At 67.7% G+C, this 16,726-nt stretch carries 17 protein-coding genes; 13 read left to right on the forward strand and 4 right to left on the reverse strand.

Translation table 11 applies throughout. The features are described 5' to 3' along the window. Positions 1-39: 39 nt before the first annotated feature. Complete coding sequence (locus ACTT2I_RS18895; RefSeq protein ID WP_421100085.1) at positions 40-519, reverse strand: hypothetical protein; 480 nt, start codon at positions 517-519, stop codon at positions 40-42. A gap of 342 nt (positions 520-861) precedes the next feature. Between ACTT2I_RS18895 and ACTT2I_RS18900 the strand changes: the two genes are divergently transcribed. The 4 genes from ACTT2I_RS18900 (at position 862) to ACTT2I_RS18915 (ending at position 6,325) form a co-directional block, all read left to right on the forward strand. Further along, positions 862-3,753, forward strand: a complete 2,892-nt coding sequence (locus ACTT2I_RS18900) for a M16 family metallopeptidase (protein ID WP_443096742.1) — start codon at positions 862-864, stop codon at positions 3,751-3,753. Positions 3,754-3,880: 127 nt separating this feature from the next. Beyond that, the gene (locus ACTT2I_RS18905) at positions 3,881-4,198 is read left to right on the forward strand and encodes a DUF4156 domain-containing protein (RefSeq protein WP_088434811.1); all 318 of its coding nucleotides are present in this window, start codon (positions 3,881-3,883) and stop codon (positions 4,196-4,198) included. Between the two features lie 112 nt (positions 4,199-4,310). Beyond that, positions 4,311-5,327 carry a 3-oxoacyl-ACP synthase III gene (locus ACTT2I_RS18910; protein ID WP_019184878.1) on the forward strand — a complete coding sequence of 339 codons (1,017 nt, stop codon included), beginning with the start codon at positions 4,311-4,313 and terminating at the stop codon, positions 5,325-5,327. A gap of 107 nt (positions 5,328-5,434) precedes the next feature. Then, positions 5,435-6,325: an alpha/beta fold hydrolase gene (locus ACTT2I_RS18915; RefSeq protein WP_088434810.1), complete on the forward strand. Its 891-nt coding sequence runs from the start codon at positions 5,435-5,437 to the stop codon at positions 6,323-6,325. Between the two features lie 123 nt (positions 6,326-6,448). On the opposite strand, the gene ACTT2I_RS18920 is transcribed toward ACTT2I_RS18915, so the two are convergent. Continuing rightward, the gene (locus ACTT2I_RS18920; RefSeq protein ID WP_088434809.1) at positions 6,449-6,877 is read right to left on the reverse strand and encodes a YkgJ family cysteine cluster protein; all 429 of its coding nucleotides are present in this window, start codon (positions 6,875-6,877) and stop codon (positions 6,449-6,451) included. 103 nt (positions 6,878-6,980) lie between these two features. On the opposite strand from ACTT2I_RS18920, the gene oleC reads away from it, so the two are divergent. The 3 genes from oleC (at position 6,981) to ACTT2I_RS18935 (ending at position 9,862) form a co-directional block, all read left to right on the forward strand. Further along, positions 6,981-8,636, forward strand: a complete 1,656-nt coding sequence (gene oleC / locus ACTT2I_RS18925) for an olefin beta-lactone synthetase (RefSeq protein WP_421100087.1) — start codon at positions 6,981-6,983, stop codon at positions 8,634-8,636. Next, positions 8,633-9,643 (forward strand): 2-alkyl-3-oxoalkanoate reductase, encoded by a 1,011-nt coding sequence (gene oleD / locus ACTT2I_RS18930; protein WP_088434807.1) that lies wholly within the window; start codon positions 8,633-8,635, stop codon positions 9,641-9,643. Before oleC ends, oleD begins: the two co-directional genes overlap by 4 nt. Before the next feature lie 63 nt (positions 9,644-9,706). Beyond that, a complete protein-coding gene (locus ACTT2I_RS18935; RefSeq protein ID WP_019184873.1) occupies positions 9,707-9,862 on the forward strand; it encodes a DUF1328 domain-containing protein in 156 nt (51 codons plus the stop codon). A gap of 81 nt (positions 9,863-9,943) precedes the next feature. On the opposite strand, the gene ddlA is transcribed toward ACTT2I_RS18935, so the two are convergent. Continuing rightward, positions 9,944-11,050 carry a D-alanine--D-alanine ligase gene (gene ddlA, locus ACTT2I_RS18940; protein ID WP_293983569.1) on the reverse strand — a complete coding sequence of 369 codons (1,107 nt, stop codon included), beginning with the start codon at positions 11,048-11,050 and terminating at the stop codon, positions 9,944-9,946. A 162-nt stretch (positions 11,051-11,212) separates the two neighbouring features. Between ddlA and ACTT2I_RS18945 the strand changes: the two genes are divergently transcribed. From ACTT2I_RS18945 to ACTT2I_RS18960, 4 genes are read left to right on the forward strand one after another with little or no spacing between them, the layout of a single operon-like run. After that, entirely contained in the window at positions 11,213-11,854 is a 642-nt protein-coding gene (locus ACTT2I_RS18945) for a ubiquinone biosynthesis accessory factor UbiJ (RefSeq protein WP_293983566.1), read from the forward strand. Continuing rightward, positions 11,851-13,509: a ubiquinone biosynthesis regulatory protein kinase UbiB gene (gene ubiB, locus ACTT2I_RS18950; protein ID WP_293983563.1), complete on the forward strand. Its 1,659-nt coding sequence runs from the start codon at positions 11,851-11,853 to the stop codon at positions 13,507-13,509. The genes ACTT2I_RS18945 and ubiB overlap by 4 nt, the downstream gene beginning before the upstream one ends. A 1-nt stretch (position 13,510) precedes the next feature. Continuing rightward, entirely contained in the window at positions 13,511-14,095 is a 585-nt protein-coding gene (locus ACTT2I_RS18955) for an O-methyltransferase (RefSeq protein WP_421100088.1), read from the forward strand. 46 nt (positions 14,096-14,141) lie between these two features. Next, on the forward strand, positions 14,142-14,882 hold the full coding sequence (locus ACTT2I_RS18960; protein ID WP_421100089.1) for a pseudouridine synthase: 741 nt from the start codon (positions 14,142-14,144) through the stop codon (positions 14,880-14,882). A 44-nt stretch (positions 14,883-14,926) separates the two neighbouring features. Here the strand turns inward: ACTT2I_RS18960 and ACTT2I_RS18965 are convergent, their stop codons facing one another. Then, the gene (locus ACTT2I_RS18965) at positions 14,927-15,421 is read right to left on the reverse strand and encodes a DUF2059 domain-containing protein (RefSeq protein ID WP_443096863.1); all 495 of its coding nucleotides are present in this window, start codon (positions 15,419-15,421) and stop codon (positions 14,927-14,929) included. Positions 15,422-15,600: 179 nt separating this feature from the next. Between ACTT2I_RS18965 and arfB the strand changes: the two genes are divergently transcribed. Together arfB and ACTT2I_RS18975 are read left to right on the forward strand one after the other, a co-directional pair. After that, positions 15,601-16,032: an alternative ribosome rescue aminoacyl-tRNA hydrolase ArfB gene (arfB, locus tag ACTT2I_RS18970; protein WP_293983559.1), complete on the forward strand. Its 432-nt coding sequence runs from the start codon at positions 15,601-15,603 to the stop codon at positions 16,030-16,032. A gap of 46 nt (positions 16,033-16,078) precedes the next feature. Further along, positions 16,079-16,639 (forward strand): lysophospholipid acyltransferase family protein, encoded by a 561-nt coding sequence (locus ACTT2I_RS18975; protein WP_253247775.1) that lies wholly within the window; start codon positions 16,079-16,081, stop codon positions 16,637-16,639. Positions 16,640-16,726: the final 87 nt, after the last annotated feature.

Genomic DNA, 16,726 nt, shown 5'->3' on the forward strand with positions numbered 1-16,726 from the left:
GAAGTGTACGCCGTGGCTGCGGGGGACCGCAGCTACGGCTTACTGGCGGATCAGGGTCGAGGCGGCGGCAGCGGCGGTTTCCAGGGCCAGGGCCTGCAGATCGGCAGCCGACGGACGCACCTGCAGGGTCGGCAGGTTGATGATCACTTCGTTGGCGACCGCGGTGGCGGCAGCGGTGAAGGTGGCGACGTAGCCGCGGTCACGGGTCTGTTCGGCAGCCAGCGCCTGGCGCTGTTCGGCGGTCGGGCGGACTTCGACGGCCGCCAGCGTGGTGACGCGGCGGTTGGCGGTCAGTTCGGCGCGGTAGTCGGCAATCATGCCGGCGGTCGGGCGGACTTCCACGACGGCCAGGGTCGGGATGCTGCTGGTGCGCTCAACCTCGGCCTGGGCAATCTGGTCGGCCGACGGGCGGACCTGCACGGTGTCGAAGGTGACGATGGCGGGGGCGGCCTGCACCGACGAAGCAAATGCGGAGCCGGCGGCGAGGGCGATGGCGATGGCGAGCGTCTTGGTGTTCATGGCGAGGTCCTGTTTAGTGTTGGTGAGCAGTGGTGTGGTAGTAAGGTAGTACACCGATTCGTGGCTTGCAAGAACAATTTCAACTTTCTTGTTTTTGTTCAGCATCCAGTCAGTTTCGGTTTGATCCATCACTTCCTTGCCATATACCAAGCAGGTCGCATGCCAACTTTCAGGCGTTGATTTCAAAGGGTTTTTTGCGCAGAGGTGGTGTCCGCTGTCCGGACACTTGTCCGCCGGAGGGTCGCGAGGCTGTCCGTTTTGCCCCCAATGACTGTTGGCCGATGCCTTTTGCCCGGGCGGCGCGCTAGCATCCGGCTTCACTTTCATGACCAAGGAACCGGAATGACCGTCCAACTTCGACCGCGTGCCGCGCTGCTGGCCGTAGCGCTCTCCGCCGCTCTGGGCTCCCTGGCGCCCGCACCGGTCCTGGCCAAGCCGGCCACGGTGGCCAAGGTCGACATTCCGTTCGAGCAGTTCACCCTGCCCAATGGCCTGCGCGTGGTGGTGCACACCGACCGCAAGGCGCCGATCGTGGCCGTCAACATCTGGTACCACGTGGGCAGCAAGGACGAGCCCGCCGGCCGCACCGGTTTCGCGCACCTGTTCGAACACCTGATGTTCCAGGGCAGCGAGAACCATGACGGCGAATATTTCGAGCCCTTCAAGCAGGTCGGCGTGACCGGCCAGAACGGCACCACCAATACCGACCGCACCAATTACTTCGAGAACGTGCCGACCACCGCGCTGGACATGGCGCTGTGGATGGAGTCCGACCGCATGGGCCATCTGCTCGGCGCGATCGACCAGGCCGCGCTCGACGAACAGCGTGGTGTGGTCCAGAACGAGAAGCGCCAGGGCGAGAACCAGCCGTATGGCCAGGTCTGGGAAAAGCTGACCCGCGCGATGTATCCGGCCGGCCATCCGTACCACCACAGCGTGATCGGCTCGATGAACGATCTCAACGCCGCCTCGCTGGATGACGTGAAGACCTGGTTCCGCACCTGGTACGGCCCGAACAACGCGGTGCTGGTGCTGGCCGGCGACATCGACGTGGCCACCGCGAAGGAAAAGGTCGCGAAGTACTTCGGCGACATCCCGGCCGGCCCGAGCATGGCCCAGCCGAAGGTTGACGTGGCCAAGCGCGAAAAGAGCACGCGCGAAGTGATGACCGACAAGGTGCCGCAGGCGCGCATCTACCGCGCCTGGAACGTCGCCCAGGTCGGCACCACCGACATCGACCAGCTGCAGCTGTTCGCGCAGGTCCTTGGCGGTGCCAAGTCCTCGCGCCTGGACCAGCGCCTGCTGCACCAGGACAAGCTGGTGGACAACATCAGCGCCGGTGCCTACAGCTCGCAGCTGGGCTCGAACTTCGTGATCATGGCCAGCGTCAAGCAGGGTGTGGATCCGGCCAAGGTCGAGGCGATCATCGATGAAGAAGTGAAGCGCCTGGCCAAGGACGGCCCGACCGCCGATGAGCTCAGCCGTGGCAAGACCGCCTTCCGCGCCGGCTTCATCCGCGGCATCGAGCGCATCGGGGGCTTCGGCGGCAAGGCCGACGCGTTGGCCGAGTGCACCGTGTACGAAGGTGACCCGGGCTGCTTCCGCAAGTCGCTGGCCACCATCGATGCAGCCACCGCCGCGCAGGTGCGCGATGTAGGTGCCAAGTGGCTGGGCGCTGGCGATCACACCATCGTGGTCGAGCCGGGCGCGCGCGTTACCCTGGCCGAACTGCCGTCGGAAACGCCCAAGCCGTTCACCGTGCCCGCCGTGGATCCCCGCTTCACGACCCTGCCCAAGCAGGTCGACCGCAGCACCGGCGTGCCGCAGACCAAGACCTTCCCGGACCTGAAATTCCCCGAACTGCACCGCGCCACGCTCAAGAACGGCACCCAGGTGATCCTGGCCGAGCGCCATGACATCCCGGTCGTGCAGTTCAGCTATGAATTCCCGGGCGGCTTCACCGCCGACCAGGGCCGCAAGTCCGGCACGGCCAACTTCACCATGGGCCTGCTCACCGAAGGTGCCGGCAAGCTCGGCGCGCTGCCTTTCGCCGATGCGGCCGATGCACTGGGCGCCAAGCTCGATGCCTCCGCCTCGCTGGACAGCACCAGCGTGTACCTGTCCGCGCTGAAGGAAAACCTGGCCCCGTCGCTGGCCCTGTATGCGGACATGCTGCGCCAGCCGCGCTTCGACCAGACCGAGATCGACCGCGTCAAGGCCACCTGGATCGCCGGCATCCAGCAGGAGAAGGTCAACCCCAGCGCGGTGGCGATGCGGGTGATGCCGACCCTGCTGTACGGCGCGGGCCATCCGTATGCGATCCCGTTCACCGGCAGCGGCAATGAAGTGGACATCCAGTCCATGACCCGCGAAGACCTGGTCGACTTCCACCGTGACTGGCTGCGCCCGGAGCAGGGCACGCTGATCGTGGTGGGTGACACCACGCTGAAGGAAATCGTGCCGCTGCTGGAGCGCCAGCTCGGCAACTGGAAGGCCGAAGGCCCGGCGCCGCAGGTCAAGGCCCCGGTGGATGTCGCCCGTCCGGCGCATGCCCGCGTGTACCTGATCGATCAGCCGGGCGCAGTGCAGGCCAACCTGTTCGCCAGCCAGGTGGTCCCCTCGTCCAAGGACCCGGGCTCGACCCGCTTCGATATCGCCAACGGCGTGCTCGGCGGCGACTTCACCTCCCGCCTGAACATGAACCTGCGCGAGCAGAAGCATTGGTCCTACGGTGCCGGCAGCAGTGCCAGCAATACCCTGGGCCAGCGCCCGTGGGGTGCCCGCGCACCGGTGCAGATCGACAAGACCGCCGAGGCGATGCAGGAGATGCAGAAGGAGATCGCTGAGTTCGCCAGCGGGGCCAAGCCGGCCACCCCGGCCGAAGTGGCGCGCATCCGCAACATCCAGAACCTCAGCCTGCCCGGCGCCTACGAGACCGCCAGCGCGGTAATGGGCACCATCAGCGGGATCGTGCGCTACCAGCGCCCGGACGACTATGTGGTCCAGCGCAAGGCCGAGATCGAGGCGATGACCCCGGCCCAGGTGCAGCAGGCCGCGGCCACGCTGGACCCCAACGCCCTGACCTGGGTGGTGGTGGGTGACCTCAAGCAGACCGAGGCCCCGGTGCGTGCGCTCAACCTTGGCCAGGTGCAGGTCATCGATGCCGAAGGCAAGGTGGTCGATGCTCCGGCTGCTCCGGCTGCTCCGGCTGCCCCGGCGCCGAAGGCCCGCTGACGCCCGCCGCTGGCCGGCCACCGTGCCGGCCAGCAGCTCAGGTGCCGGGGTTGCTCCCGGCGCCTGATCACCCTCGATTCAGTTGTTTCCCGCACACTCCCTTACGTATTCCAGCCAGGCCTTGTCCATGCGCATTCTGCTTTTGTCCGCCCTGATCCTCAGCGTTTCCGCCTGCACCTGGGTGCCGATCGAGTCGTCCGGCAAGACGGTCCGCGTACTGCCGGCCGGCCCCGCGCCGAGCGGCTGCCAGAGCAAGGGCGAGGTGGTGGTGACCGTGAAGAGCAAGGTCGGCTTCTACAACCGCAACCCGCTGCGCGTGCAGGAAGAGCTGGAAACCCTGGCCCGCAACGAGGCGCCCAGTGCCGGTGCCAATGCCGTGCAGGCGTCTGGCCTGCCGGCCGATGGCAGCCAGCGTTTCCTGGCCTTCCAGTGCCCGCCACGCTGAACCCTTCACCCCGCGCCCGGACCATACGCCCAGGCGTGAATTCGTAAAGGTGCGGTGAAAGCCGTGCCGGCTTACAATAGCGCCCCCTTCGCCTGAGCCTTGGCGCTAACTGATGCTCTTCAAGAATGTCTCGATCGCCGGCCTGGCGCACATCGACGCGCCGCACACGCTGACGTCCAAGGAAATCAACGAACGGCTGAAGCCGACGCTGGATCGCCTTGGCATCCGTACCGACGTGCTCGGCGATATCGCGGGCATCCACGCCCGCCGCCTGTGGGATGCCGACATGCTGGCCTCCGACGCCGCCACGCTGGCCGCCCGCAAAGCACTGGAAGACGCCGGGATCGGCGCCGACAAGATCGGCCTGCTGGTCAACACTTCGGTCAGCCGCGACTACCTGGAGCCGTCCACGGCCAGCATCGTCTCGGGCAACCTGGGCGTGGGCGACGAATGCATGACCTTCGACGTCGCCAATGCCTGCCTGGCCTTCATCAACGGCATGGATATCGCCGCCCGCATGCTGGAACGCGGCGAGATCGACTACGCGCTGATCGTCGACGGTGAAACCGCCAACCTGGTGTACGAGAAGACCCTCGAGCGCATGGCCCTGCCGGGCGTGACCGCCGATGACTTCCGCAACGAGATGGCCGCCCTGACCCTGGGCTGCGGTGCCGCGGCGATGGTCATGGCGCGCACCGAGCTGGTGCCCGATGCCCCGCGTTACCGCGGTGGCGTGACCCGCTCGGCCACCGAGTGGAACCAGCTGTGCCGCGGCAACCTGGACCGCATGGTCACCGATACCCGCATGCTGCTGATCGAAGGCATCAAGCTGGCGCAGAAGACCTTCGTCGCCGCCCGCGAAGCACTGGGCTGGGCCGTGGAGGAACTGGACCAGTTCGTGATCCACCAGGTCAGCCAGCCGCACACCGCCGCCTTCATCAAGAACTTCGGCATCGACCCGAAGAAGGTGATGACGATCTTCGGCGAGCACGGCAACATCGGCCCGGCCTCGGTGCCGATCGTGCTGAGCAAGCTCAAGCAGCTGGGCAAGCTGAAGAAGGGCGATCGCATCGCGCTGCTCGGCATCGGCTCGGGCCTGAACTGCTCGATGGCCGAAGTGGTCTGGTAACCCATTCGCCGCAGCCTGCTGCGGCGTTTCTTCCGGGGCCGGTTCTGCCGCACCGGAATTGAACATCAAGGGCCGGTTCTGCCGGCCCTTTTCACAGGTGCGATTGAATGCCCCAGCTGCCCGGTTACCCCGCCCATCCGCACCGCTTCCAGGTGCGCCCCGGTCTGTCGATGAGCTATCTCGACGAAGGCCCGCGCGATGGCGAGGTGGTGGTGATGGTCCACGGCAACCCGTCGTGGAGCTATTACTGGCGCACCCTGGTGGCCGGCCTCTCGGACAAATACCGCTGCATCGTGCCGGACCATATCGGCATGGGCCTGTCGGACAAGCCCGATGATGCGCACTACGAGTACACCCTGCAGTCGCGCGTGGATGACCTGGACGCGCTGCTCGCGCACCTGGGCATCACCGGCCCGGTGACCCTGGCCGTGCACGATTGGGGCGGCATGATCGGCTTCGGCTGGGCGCTGTCGCACCACGCGCAGGTCAAGCGCCTGGTGGTGCTCAACACCGCCGCCTTCCCGATGCCGGCCGCGAAGAAGATGCCGTGGCAGATCGCGCTGGGCCGCCACTGGAAGATCGGCGAGTGGCTCATCCGTACCTTCAACGCCTTCTCCTCCGGTGCCTCGTGGCTGGGCGTAGAACGGAAGATGCCGGCCGATGTGCGCCGCGCGTACGTGTCGCCGTACAACAGCTACGCCAACCGCATCAGCACCATCCGCTTCATGCAGGACATCCCGCTGTCACCGGCCGACAAGGCCTGGTCGCTGCTGGAGCGTTCCGGCCAGGCCCTGCCCAGCTACGCCGATCGCCCTGCGTTCATCGGCTGGGGCCTGCGCGACTTCGTGTTCGACCATCACTTCCTGAAGGGCTTCCAGGCCGCGCTGCCGCAGGCGCAGGTGCATGCCTTCGAGGATGCCGGCCATTACGTGCTGGAAGACAAGCACGAGGTGCTGGTGCCGAAGATCCGCGCCTTCCTGGATGCGAACCCGATCTGATCGGCGTGACGACCCACGGTCGTCATCTACCCATCAACCGGGTGGGGTCCGAACCCACCCCCGGTAGAGCCGACCGTTGGTCGGCTGCCCTTCGTTCCGGGCCATGAACCCGGACGGGCCCCTTCACGCCGCGATCGGTGCCTGCGGCGGCGCCGGCGAATTGCCGTTGTCATCGGGATGATCATCGTCATTGTCCGCCTCGTCGCGCCAACGCCAGTCCGCCAGGGTCAGCGCCGGCATGCCGTGCGCGATGCGCGCCTTGTCGCACTGCGGGCTGGCCTTGCCGTATTCCCACGAGGCATCCACCTCACGGCACACGCTGGGGCGGTTGGGGTGGATGCTGCAGCGCGAATACACCCCGATCTCCGCATCCAGCGCCACGCAGTAGACCGGCTTGGACAGGGTGCCGCGCATGCACAGCCGGTGCGGGTCCAGCACTTGGGTGAGCTCGTGCGGGACGCCGCCGGGGGTGACCTCGTCCGATTCCATCCAGTGGAAGGCCACACGGTATTGGGTGCAGCAGGCGCCGCAGGTGAGGCAGGGATGGGGCATGGGGCACCGGCCTTGGGCGGCAGGGAAGCAGGAGGGAAGGGCGCGAATTTTCCACGCCAATGGCCGGCGCGCAAGAATTTTCTGCAGCGGCGACAATGAACGGATGAACAGCGCCATCAATATCGCCGCGCGCCTGCCCGAGCTGGCCCGTGAACGCCCCGACCAGATCGCCATCCGCTGCCCCGGCAAGCCCGGGCCTGGCGGCATGGCGCGTTATGACGTCACCCTGGATTACCGCACCCTCAACGCCCGCAGCGACGCGATGGCGGCCGGCCTGGCGGCCCACGGCATCGGCCGCGGCGTGCGCGCGGTGGTGATGGTGCGGCCCTCGCCGGAGTTCTTCCTGCTGATGTTCGCGCTGTTCAAGAACGGCGCGGTCCCGGTGCTGGTCGACCCGGGCATCGACAAGCGCGCGCTGAAACAATGCCTGGATGAGGCCCAGCCGGAGGCCTTCATCGGCATCGGCCTGGCCCATGTGGCGCGCCTGGCGCTGCGCTGGTGCCGCTCTGCACGCCTGCTGGTGACTGTCGGCCGCCGTTGGGGCTGGGGTGGCACCACCCTGGCCCGGCTGGAAGCCCAGGGCGCCACGGCCGCCCCTGCGCTGGCCCCGACCGATGGCGAGGAGGTCGCGGCGATCCTGTTCACCAGCGGCTCCACCGGCGTGCCCAAGGGCGTGGTCTACCGTCACCGTCATTTCGTGGGCCAGGTCGAGCTGCTGCGCGCCGCCTTCGGGATGGAACCGGGCGGGGTGGACCTGCCCACCTTCCCGCCGTTCGCCCTGTTCGATCCCGCGCTGGGGCTGACCTCGGTGATCCCGGACATGGACCCCACCCGGCCGGCCAAGGCCGATCCGCGCAAGCTGCATGACGCGATCAACCGGTTCGGCGTCACCCAGCTGTTCGGCTCGCCGGCGCTGATGCGGGTCCTGGCCGATCACGGCCAGCCGCTGCCCAACGTGCGCCGGGTGACCTCGGCCGGCGCCCCGGTGCCGCCGGACGTGGTCGCGCGCATCCGCCGCCTGCTGCCCGACGATGCCCAGTTCTGGACCCCCTACGGCGCCACCGAGTGCCTGCCGGTGGCGGTGATCGAAGGCCGCGAGCTGGAGAACACCCGCCAGGCCACCGAGGCCGGCGCCGGGACCTGCGTCGGCCGCGTGGTCGCACCGAACCAGGTGCGCATCATCGCCATCGACGACGCGCCGCTGCCGGGCTGGTCGCAGGCCCGCGTCCTGGCCACCGGCGAGGTGGGCGAGATCACCGTAGCCGGTCCCACCGCCACCGACAGCTACTTCAATCGCCCGCAGGCGACCGCGCAGGCGAAGATCACCGAGACCCTGACCGATGGCAGCACGCGGGTCGTGCACCGGATGGGCGATGTCGGCTATTTCGATGCGCAGGGGCGGCTGTGGTTCTGCGGGCGCAAGACCCAGCGCGTGGAAACCGCGCAGGGGCCGCTGTATACCGAGCAGGTCGAGCCGGTGTTCAACGCGCTCGATGGCATCGCCCGCACCGCGCTGGTCGGCGTAGGTGCGCCGGGCCGGCAGCAGCCGGTGCTGTGCTACGAACTGCAGCCCGGCACCGTCGATTCGCCCGCCCTGGTCGAGCGCCTGCGCCGGGAAGCGGCGGCACACGCACACACCGCGCGCATCGAGCATTTCCTGCCGCACCCGGCCTTCCCGGTCGACATCCGCCACAACGCCAAGATCGGCCGCGAGAAGCTCGCGGTCTGGGCCACCGCGAAACTGGAGCAGCACGCATGAAGATCCTCGTTACCGGTGGCGGCGGCTTCCTCGGCCAGGCCCTGTGCAAGGGGCTGATCGAGCGCGGTCATCAGGTGCTGGCGTTCAACCGCGGTCATTACCCTGCGCTGCAGGCGATGGGCGTGGGCCAGATCCGCGGCGACCTGGCCGACGCGCAGGCGGTGATGCACGCGGTGGCCGGCGTCGATGCGGTCTTCCACAACGGGGCCAAGGCCGGTGCCTGGGGCAGCTATGACAGCTACCACCAGGCCAACGTGGTCGGCACCGACAATGTCATTGCCGCCTGCCGGGCGCACGGCGTGGGCAAGCTGGTCTACACCTCCACGCCCAGCGTGACCCATCGCGCCACGCATCCGGTCGAGGGCCTGGGCGCGGACGAAGTGCCGTATGGCGAGAACTTCCAGGCGCCGTACGCGGCCACCAAGGCGATCGCCGAGCAGCGCGTGCTGGCGGCCAATGATGCGCAGCTGGCCACCATCGCGCTGCGCCCCCGGCTGATCTGGGGCCCGGGCGACCAGCAGTTGGTGCCGCGCCTGGCCGAGCGCGCCCGCGCCGGCCGTTTGCGCTTCGTCGGCGATGGCCAGAACAAGGTCGATACCACCTACATCGACAACGCCGCGCTGGCCCACTTCCTTGCCCTTGAACATCTGGCCCCGGGCGCGGCCTGCGCCGGCAAGGCGTACTTCATCTCCAACGGCGAGCCGCTGCCGATGCGCGAGCTGCTCAACAAGCTGCTGGCCGCCGTCGGTGCCCCGCCGGTGACGAGGTCGATCAGCTTCAAGACCGCTTACCGGATCGGCGCGGTCTGCGAGCGGCTGTGGCCGCTGCTGCGCCTGCGCGGCGAACCGCCGATGACCCGCTTCCTGGCCGAGCAGCTGTGCACGCCGCACTGGTACAGCATGGAACCGGCGCGCCGCGACTTCGGCTATGTGCCCCGGGTCAGCATCGAAGAAGGGCTGGCCCGGCTGGCATCTTCATCGAACGCACAGGAATCCATCACTCCCTGAACACCGCAGGTTGGTGAACATGGCCCCACGCCAACTCCGGCACGCATCAACGCGAGGGTCGACATGCTGCATTACGCCGTCATCTTTTTTGTCATCGCCATCATCGCGGCGGTACTGGGTTTCTCGGGCATTGCCGGCGCCGCCAGCAACGTCGCCTGGATCCTGTTCGTCGTCTTCCTGATCCTGGCGGTGGTGTCGATGTTCCGCAAGCGGACCTAGTGTCCGGCGCGTCCCGCGCCACCTCTCTCCGGCGTGGGACGCGCTGCGGAAACCATGACGGCCTGACATCGGCAACGATGATCAGGCCGTCGTTGCAATGGAACTGCGCAGGTCGCGCTCGTGCGCATGCCGGGCCATCGCCAGTTCCAGCAATCGCGTGATCAAGGCGGTGTAATCCAGCCCGCTGGCCGCCCACAGCTTGGGGTACATGCTGATGCGGGTGAAGCCGGGCAGGGTGTTGATCTCGTTGATGACCACCTCGCCGGCCGCGGTCAGGAACACATCCACGCGGGCCAGGCCGGCACAATCCAGTGCCTGGTAGGCCTGCACGGCGATCTCCCGGATACGGGACTGCTCGGCCTCGGTGATGGCCGCCGGCACCACGATGTCCGCACCGCTTTCGCTGATGTACTTGGTGTCGTAGGAATAGAAATCATCGTGCACGACCACCTCGCCACAGACGCTGGCCTCGGGGTGTTCATTGCCGAGCACGGCGCACTCGATCTCGCGGCCGGTGATCGCTGATTCCACCAGCGCCTTGTGATCGAACGACAGCGCCAGCGCGAGCGCGGTGTGGAACTCAGCCTCGTTGCGCACTTTGCTCACGCCCACCGAGGAACCCTGGTTGGCCGGCTTCACGAACAATGGCGTGCCCAGTTCGGCGACCAGCGCGGTGTAATCGGCCCGGGCTGCAGTAACCCGGTTGAAGCAGGCGAACGGTGCCACGGCCAGCCCGGCATCGCGCAGCAGGCGCTTGGCCACGTCCTTGTCCATCGCCACCGCCGAGCCCAGCACGCCGGAGCCGACGAAGGGCAGATTGGCCATGCGCAGCAGGCCCTGCAGCGAGCCATCCTCGCCCAGCGTGCCGTGCACGATCGGGAACACTACGTCGATCTGCTCCAGCGCGGTGGCCGGATCGGTCGGGACCAGCTGCTGGCGCTCCAGGCCGGGCCGCACCGCCACCGCATTGCCTGAGCGGTGCAGTGCGATCCGTGCCGGGTCGCTGGCGTTGAGCAGGAAGTCGCGCGGGTCGCTGACATGCCACTGGCCCTGCTTGTCGATCCCGATCAGGCTGACCTCGAACCGGTCCTTGTCCAGCGCATCGAGAATGTTCTTCGCCGATTGCAGCGAGACCTCGTGCTCGGCCGAACGGCCACCGAAGATGATGCCTACCCGGGTCTTGCCCATACCTGTTGCCGCTCCTGTCGCTGTGTTGGGGAGCCATAGCATGAACCGAGTCGGCGCCCGGGAAAATGCGGGTGCGGTGTCGATGCGGCGGACACCGCCCGCGTGGCGGCGCGTGATGCCTGCGCACGCCCGCCGTTCAAGGGCACACGGTAGAATGCGGTGATGGCCCGTTCCCTGCTCTCTTCCCTCAAGCCGCTGGCTGGCAATGCGCTGCAGCTCACGCTCAACCGCGCGCTGGCACTCGACCCGGACACCCGCAGCGCGCTGGCCGCGCTGGATGGCCGCCACATCGCCCTGACCCTGGAATCGCCCGCGCTGGCGATGCGGATCGGGGTGGACGGTGAGCGGCTCACGGTCGGCCCGGTCGATCCGCAGCAGGAGCCGGACCTGGCCGTGCGCAGCACGCTGGGCGGGGTGCTGGCCCAGCTGCCGTTCCTGGCCAATGCCCGCCGTGGCGGTGAGGCCCCGGCCGGGCGGGTCAAGGTGTCCGGCGATGCCGAGCTGGCCCGCCGCCTGCAGCAGCTGGCGACCCGTTTCGATCCGGACTGGCAGCAGCCGTTCGTGCGCGTGTTCGGCGAGGTGATGGGCGTGCAGATCGCCAACACCCTGCGCTCGGCCCTGCAGCACGCCCGCCGCGGCGCGTCCGACCTGGCGCATAGCGCCGCTGAATTTGTCACCGAGGAGTCGCGCGACGTGGTACCCCGAGCAGAACTGGATGCCTTCCACGACGATGTGGACGTGATGCGCGACGACGTTGAACGCATGGCCGTGCGCGTCCAGCGCCTGCGGCAGGTGGGCGCATGAAGGCGATCTTCCGGGCCAGCCGCATCGGCCGCATCATCCTGCGTTACCGCCTCGACGATCTGCTCCAGGGCACCCCGGCCGAACGCTGGCTGCGCCTGGCCAAGCCGTTCGTGCCGCGCGCCTCGGCCGACATCGCCGCACAGTCGCGCGGTGCGCGCCTGCGCCTGGCGCTGCAGGACCTGGGCCCGATCTTCGTCAAGTTCGGCCAGATCCTCTCCACCCGCCGTGACCTGATCCCCGCCGACGTCGCCAACGAGCTGACCCTGCTGCAGGACCGGGTCAAACCGTTCGATGGCGCCACCGCACAGGCCATCGTCGAGCGTGCGCTCGGCCGCCCGGTCAGCGAAGCCTTCGCCAGCTTCGATCTGCAGCCGCTGGCCTCGGCCTCGATCGCCCAGGTGCACGCGGCCACGCTGGCCGATGGCCGCCAGGTGGTGGTCAAGGTGCTGCGCCCGGACATCGAAAAGCAGATCGATGCGGACATCGCGCTGCTCAAATCCGCTGCGGCGCTGATCGAGCGCGCGCACCCGCGCGCCGACAAGATCCGCCCGCGCGAAGTGGTCGCTGAAGTCGAGAACACCCTGGCCGCCGAACTGGATCTGCAGCGCGAAGGCGCCAATGCCAGCGTGCTGCGCCGGTTCTGGATGGATTCGGACGATCTGTATGTGCCCGAGGTGATCTGGAGCCATACCGCCGAGCGCGCGCTGACCCTGGAACGCGTGTGGGGCATTCCGTCGGACGACATCGTCGCGCTGGACAAGGCCGGCATCGACCGCAAGGCGCTGGCCGCCAAGGGCGTGCGGGTGTTCTACACCCAGGTGTTCCGCGACAACTTCTTCCACGCCGATGCGCACGCCGGCAACATCTGGGTCGACACCGATCCGGCACGCCGCGACAACCCGCGTTTCATCGCGCTGGATTTCGGCATCATGGGCCAGCTCTCCGAAGAAGATCAGTACTACCTGGCCGAGAACTTCATGGCCATCTTCAACAAGGACTACCGGCGCATGGCCGCGCTGCATGTCGAAGCCGGCTGGATGCCCAACAACGTGCGCATCGATGAGCTCGAAGCGGCTGCGCGTTCGGTGTGCGAGCCCTATTTCACCCGCCCGCTGTCGCAGATCTCGCTGGCCGAGGTGCTGATCAAGCTGTTCCGCGTCGCCCAGCGTTATGAGCTCACGTTGCAGCCGCAGCTGATCCTGCTGCAGAAGACGTTGCTCAACATCGAAGGGGTTGGCCGTCAGCTCGATCCGGAACTGGATATCTGGGCGGTCGCGCGGCCGGTGCTGGAACGCATCCTGCGCGAGCGTTACAGCCCACGCCGCGTACTCAAGGAAGTGCGCAAGCGCCTGCCTGAAATCATGACGCATACCCCGGACATGCCGCGCCTGGTCCACGCCTGGCTGCGCCAGCAGGTGGAAGGTGATCACGAACTGTCGATGCGCTCGCGCGATCTGGCCGCGCTGAATGTCAGCGTGCAGAAGCTGCAGAAGCGCGCGGTGGCCGCGATCGCCGGCGTCGGCCTGATGATCGTCGCCGCAGTGCTGTATGGCCTGCAGCCGGGGGGCTGGTACTTCGGCGATGCGCCGGTGTGGAGCTGGGTGACCGGCGCGGCGGGCGTGTTCTCGCTGGCCAGTGCCTGGTGGCGCCGCTGAGATGACGCTGCAGGCGCTCAAGGACGAACTGGCCCGCTTCGGCGCCGACAACGACGCCACCCATCCCGAGCGTGCCCAGCGCATGCTCAATATCACCCCGGATACTGGCGAACTACTCGGCGTGCTGGTGCGTGCCACCGCCGCGCGGCGAGTGTTGGAGGTCGGCACCTCCAACGGCTATTCCACGTTGTGGTTGGCCGAAGCATGCGCTGCCATCGGCGGGCGGGTCACCACGCTGGAGTACGCCGCCGACAAGATCGCCCTGGCGACAGCCACCTTCGCCCGCAGCGGCTTGGCCGAGCGGATCGAGCTGGTCCACATCGATGCCGGTGCGTGGCTGCGCGCTGCGGCCGAGGCCAGCATCGACCTGCTGTTCCTGGATTCCGAACGCAGCCAGTACCTGGGCTGGTGGCCGGACCTGCGTCGTGTGCTGCGTCCTGGTGGCCTGCTGGTGGTCGACAACGCCGTGTCGCATGCCGACCAGATGGCTGCCTTCGAGGGGCAGGTGCGCCGCGATCCGCAGTTCCACTGCGTGCGGGTGCCGATCGGCAACGGCGAACTGATCGCGGTACGCGACGTCGCCTGAATCGCATTTGTTGGCGCTGCCTGCAGCGGGCGGGGATAATCGGTCGGTGAACGACATCGATACCGACATCGCAACCCTTCCTGCGGCCGCAGTGGCCCCCCTGCAGCTGCTGCATCTGGACGACCAGCTCGCCGTGGTCAACAAGCCCGCCGGGCTGATGGTCCACGACAGCAAGCTCGCCCGGGGCGAAGACGACTTCCTCGCCGACCGCCTCCGCGAACAGCTCGGCAAGCCGATCTTCCTCGTCCACCGCCTGGACCGCGCCACCAGCGGCTGCCTGCTGCTGGCCTTTGATCGCGAAAGTGCCAGCGTGCTGGGCAAATCGCTGATGGGCGGCGACGTCACCAAGGATTACCTGGCGATCTGCCGCGGTTGGCCGGCCGAAGATGCCTTCACCGTCGACCACGACCTCGATGGCGGCCCCGGCAAGCCGGTCAAGAAGCAGGCGATTACCCACTTCCAGCGCGTCGCCGCGGGCGAGATCGCCATTCCGATGGGCGGGTTCGAGACCTCACGCTACGCCCTGCTGCGTTGCCAGCCGCAGACCGGCCGCTTCCGCCAGATCCGCCGCCACCTCAAGCACCTCTCGCATCACCTGATCGGCGACACCAGCCACGGCGATGGCCGCCACAACCGCAGCTTCCGCATGCAGGGCATCCACCGCATGCTCCTGCACGCCGAGCGCCTGCGCTTCCCGCACCCGGACGGCACGCCGATGGACATCAGCGCGCCGGTGGACGGCGAGTTCCGCAAGGCCATGGATCTGTTTGGCTGGGAATTGGGCTGACGGCGCACGCCGCACGCCTCGCGACAGCCGACCAACGGTCGGCTCTACTTTTTTGCTGGTGTTGGCTCATTCACGATCGCCTCCAGGTCCTTCTGCAGATCCACGAACAGTGGCTGCATCTTGGCCTGGATCGCCACCATCACGTTCTGCATCAGCGCCGGCGTCTTGTCCAACAGGCTCTGCCCGGCCGAGCTCTCATAGAACTCCGCCATCGCCAGCACGTCTTCCTTGCTGAAGGTCTGCTTGTACAGATCCACATACATCGGCCGCAGCTCCTTCCAGGACAGCGCCTGGCGCACTGTCTGGCTGGTCCGCTGCTCGATCCGCTGCAGCTGCGCCTGCTGTGTCGCATCCAGCTGACGCTGCTGGGCCACCTGCTGGAACTGCTGGCGCTGCATCGCCTCGATCTGCGGCAGCATCGTATCGAGCGTGCTCTGCGCGCGCGAGGCGGCCAGCAGGCGGTTGATGTCGGCATCCGACGGCGGTGCGGCCACGGCCGGCGCGATCGCGCCCAGGCCCAGCGCCAGGGCGAATGTCATGCGGATCAGGCCACGGCGGGCCATCGGGCGGATCGGGAACATTGCGGAGCATCCTGCGTTGCGGGACACCGGAGAATACCTGCGATGACGTCATCAGGCCGTATTTGAGGACGTTATCGGCGACATCCACGCACGTTGCAGTCACCCGGCCGGCGGGTCCTCCCCTTACAATGCCGCCCATGGGCAACGGGCCAGTCACCATCAGCGCGCACCTGACGATTCCGGATACGGAACTCGTCGAGCGGTTCGTGCGCGCCAGCGGCGCCGGTGGCCAGAACGTCAACAAGGTCTCCACCGCCGTCGAACTGCGCTTCGACGTGGCCGGCTCGCCCTCGTTGCCCGAGCCGTTGCGTGCGCGCCTGCTGGCCCGCCGCGACCGGCGCATGACCGGCGAAGGCGTGCTGGTCATCGATGCACAGCGTTTCCGTACCCAGGACCGTAACCGCGAGGACGCGCGCGATCGACTGGCCGCCTTCATCCAGGCGGGGCTGAGCGTGCCCAAGGCACGCGTGGCCACCAAGCCGACCCATGGGTCGAAACTGCGTCGTCTGGACGCCAAAAAGGGGCGCGCGCAGATCAAGCGCGGGCGCACCACACGCAATTGGGAGTGATTGCTTGAACAACCGAAGTCCGTTGCTGCCGGTGGTTCCGCCGAACATGCCGCAGGTCAAACCGAACCGCTTCCTCCGCTGGCTGGCCCGCTGCACGTTGCGCCTGGGCGGCTGGAAAGTGACCGGCACCCTGCCGGACGTACCCAAGCTGGTCTTCATCATCGCCCCGCATTCCTCCAACTGGGACGGCTTCTGGGGCATGGCGGCGAAGATCGCGCTGGGCATGCAGGTCAAGGTGCTGGGCAAGGCCTCGCTGTTCTGGTGGCCACTGGGCCCGCTGCTGCGCAGGCTCGGCGTCATCCCGCTGGACCGCAGCTCGCCGCAGGGCACCGTGGAGCAGGCGGTCAGCCTGATCCGTGGCTCGGACCGCCTGTGGTATGCGATCACCCCGGAGGGCACGCGCAAGGCGGTGCAGCACTGGAAGGCCGGCTTCCTCAAGATCGCGCGCATGGCCGACGTGCCGGTGCTGGCCGCGTATTTCCACTACCCGGAAAAGACCATCGGCATCGGCCCGCTGTTCCATCCCACCGGCAACGACGTGGCCGACATGGCCGCGATCCGCGAGTACTACCGCCCCTGGCAGGGCAAGACCCGCGGCACCGTCTGAGCGCCGCCGGGCGGGCCGCATGGGGTAGCCCCCACGGCCCGCACAGCCACGCGCCACGTCCGGCACATGCCGCCTGCGGGCTTTGGG

Origin of the sequence: Stenotrophomonas sp. PUT21 (assembly GCF_052232875.1) — a bacterium.
In the GTDB taxonomy this organism is placed as follows: domain Bacteria; phylum Pseudomonadota; class Gammaproteobacteria; order Xanthomonadales; family Xanthomonadaceae; genus Stenotrophomonas; species Stenotrophomonas maltophilia_N.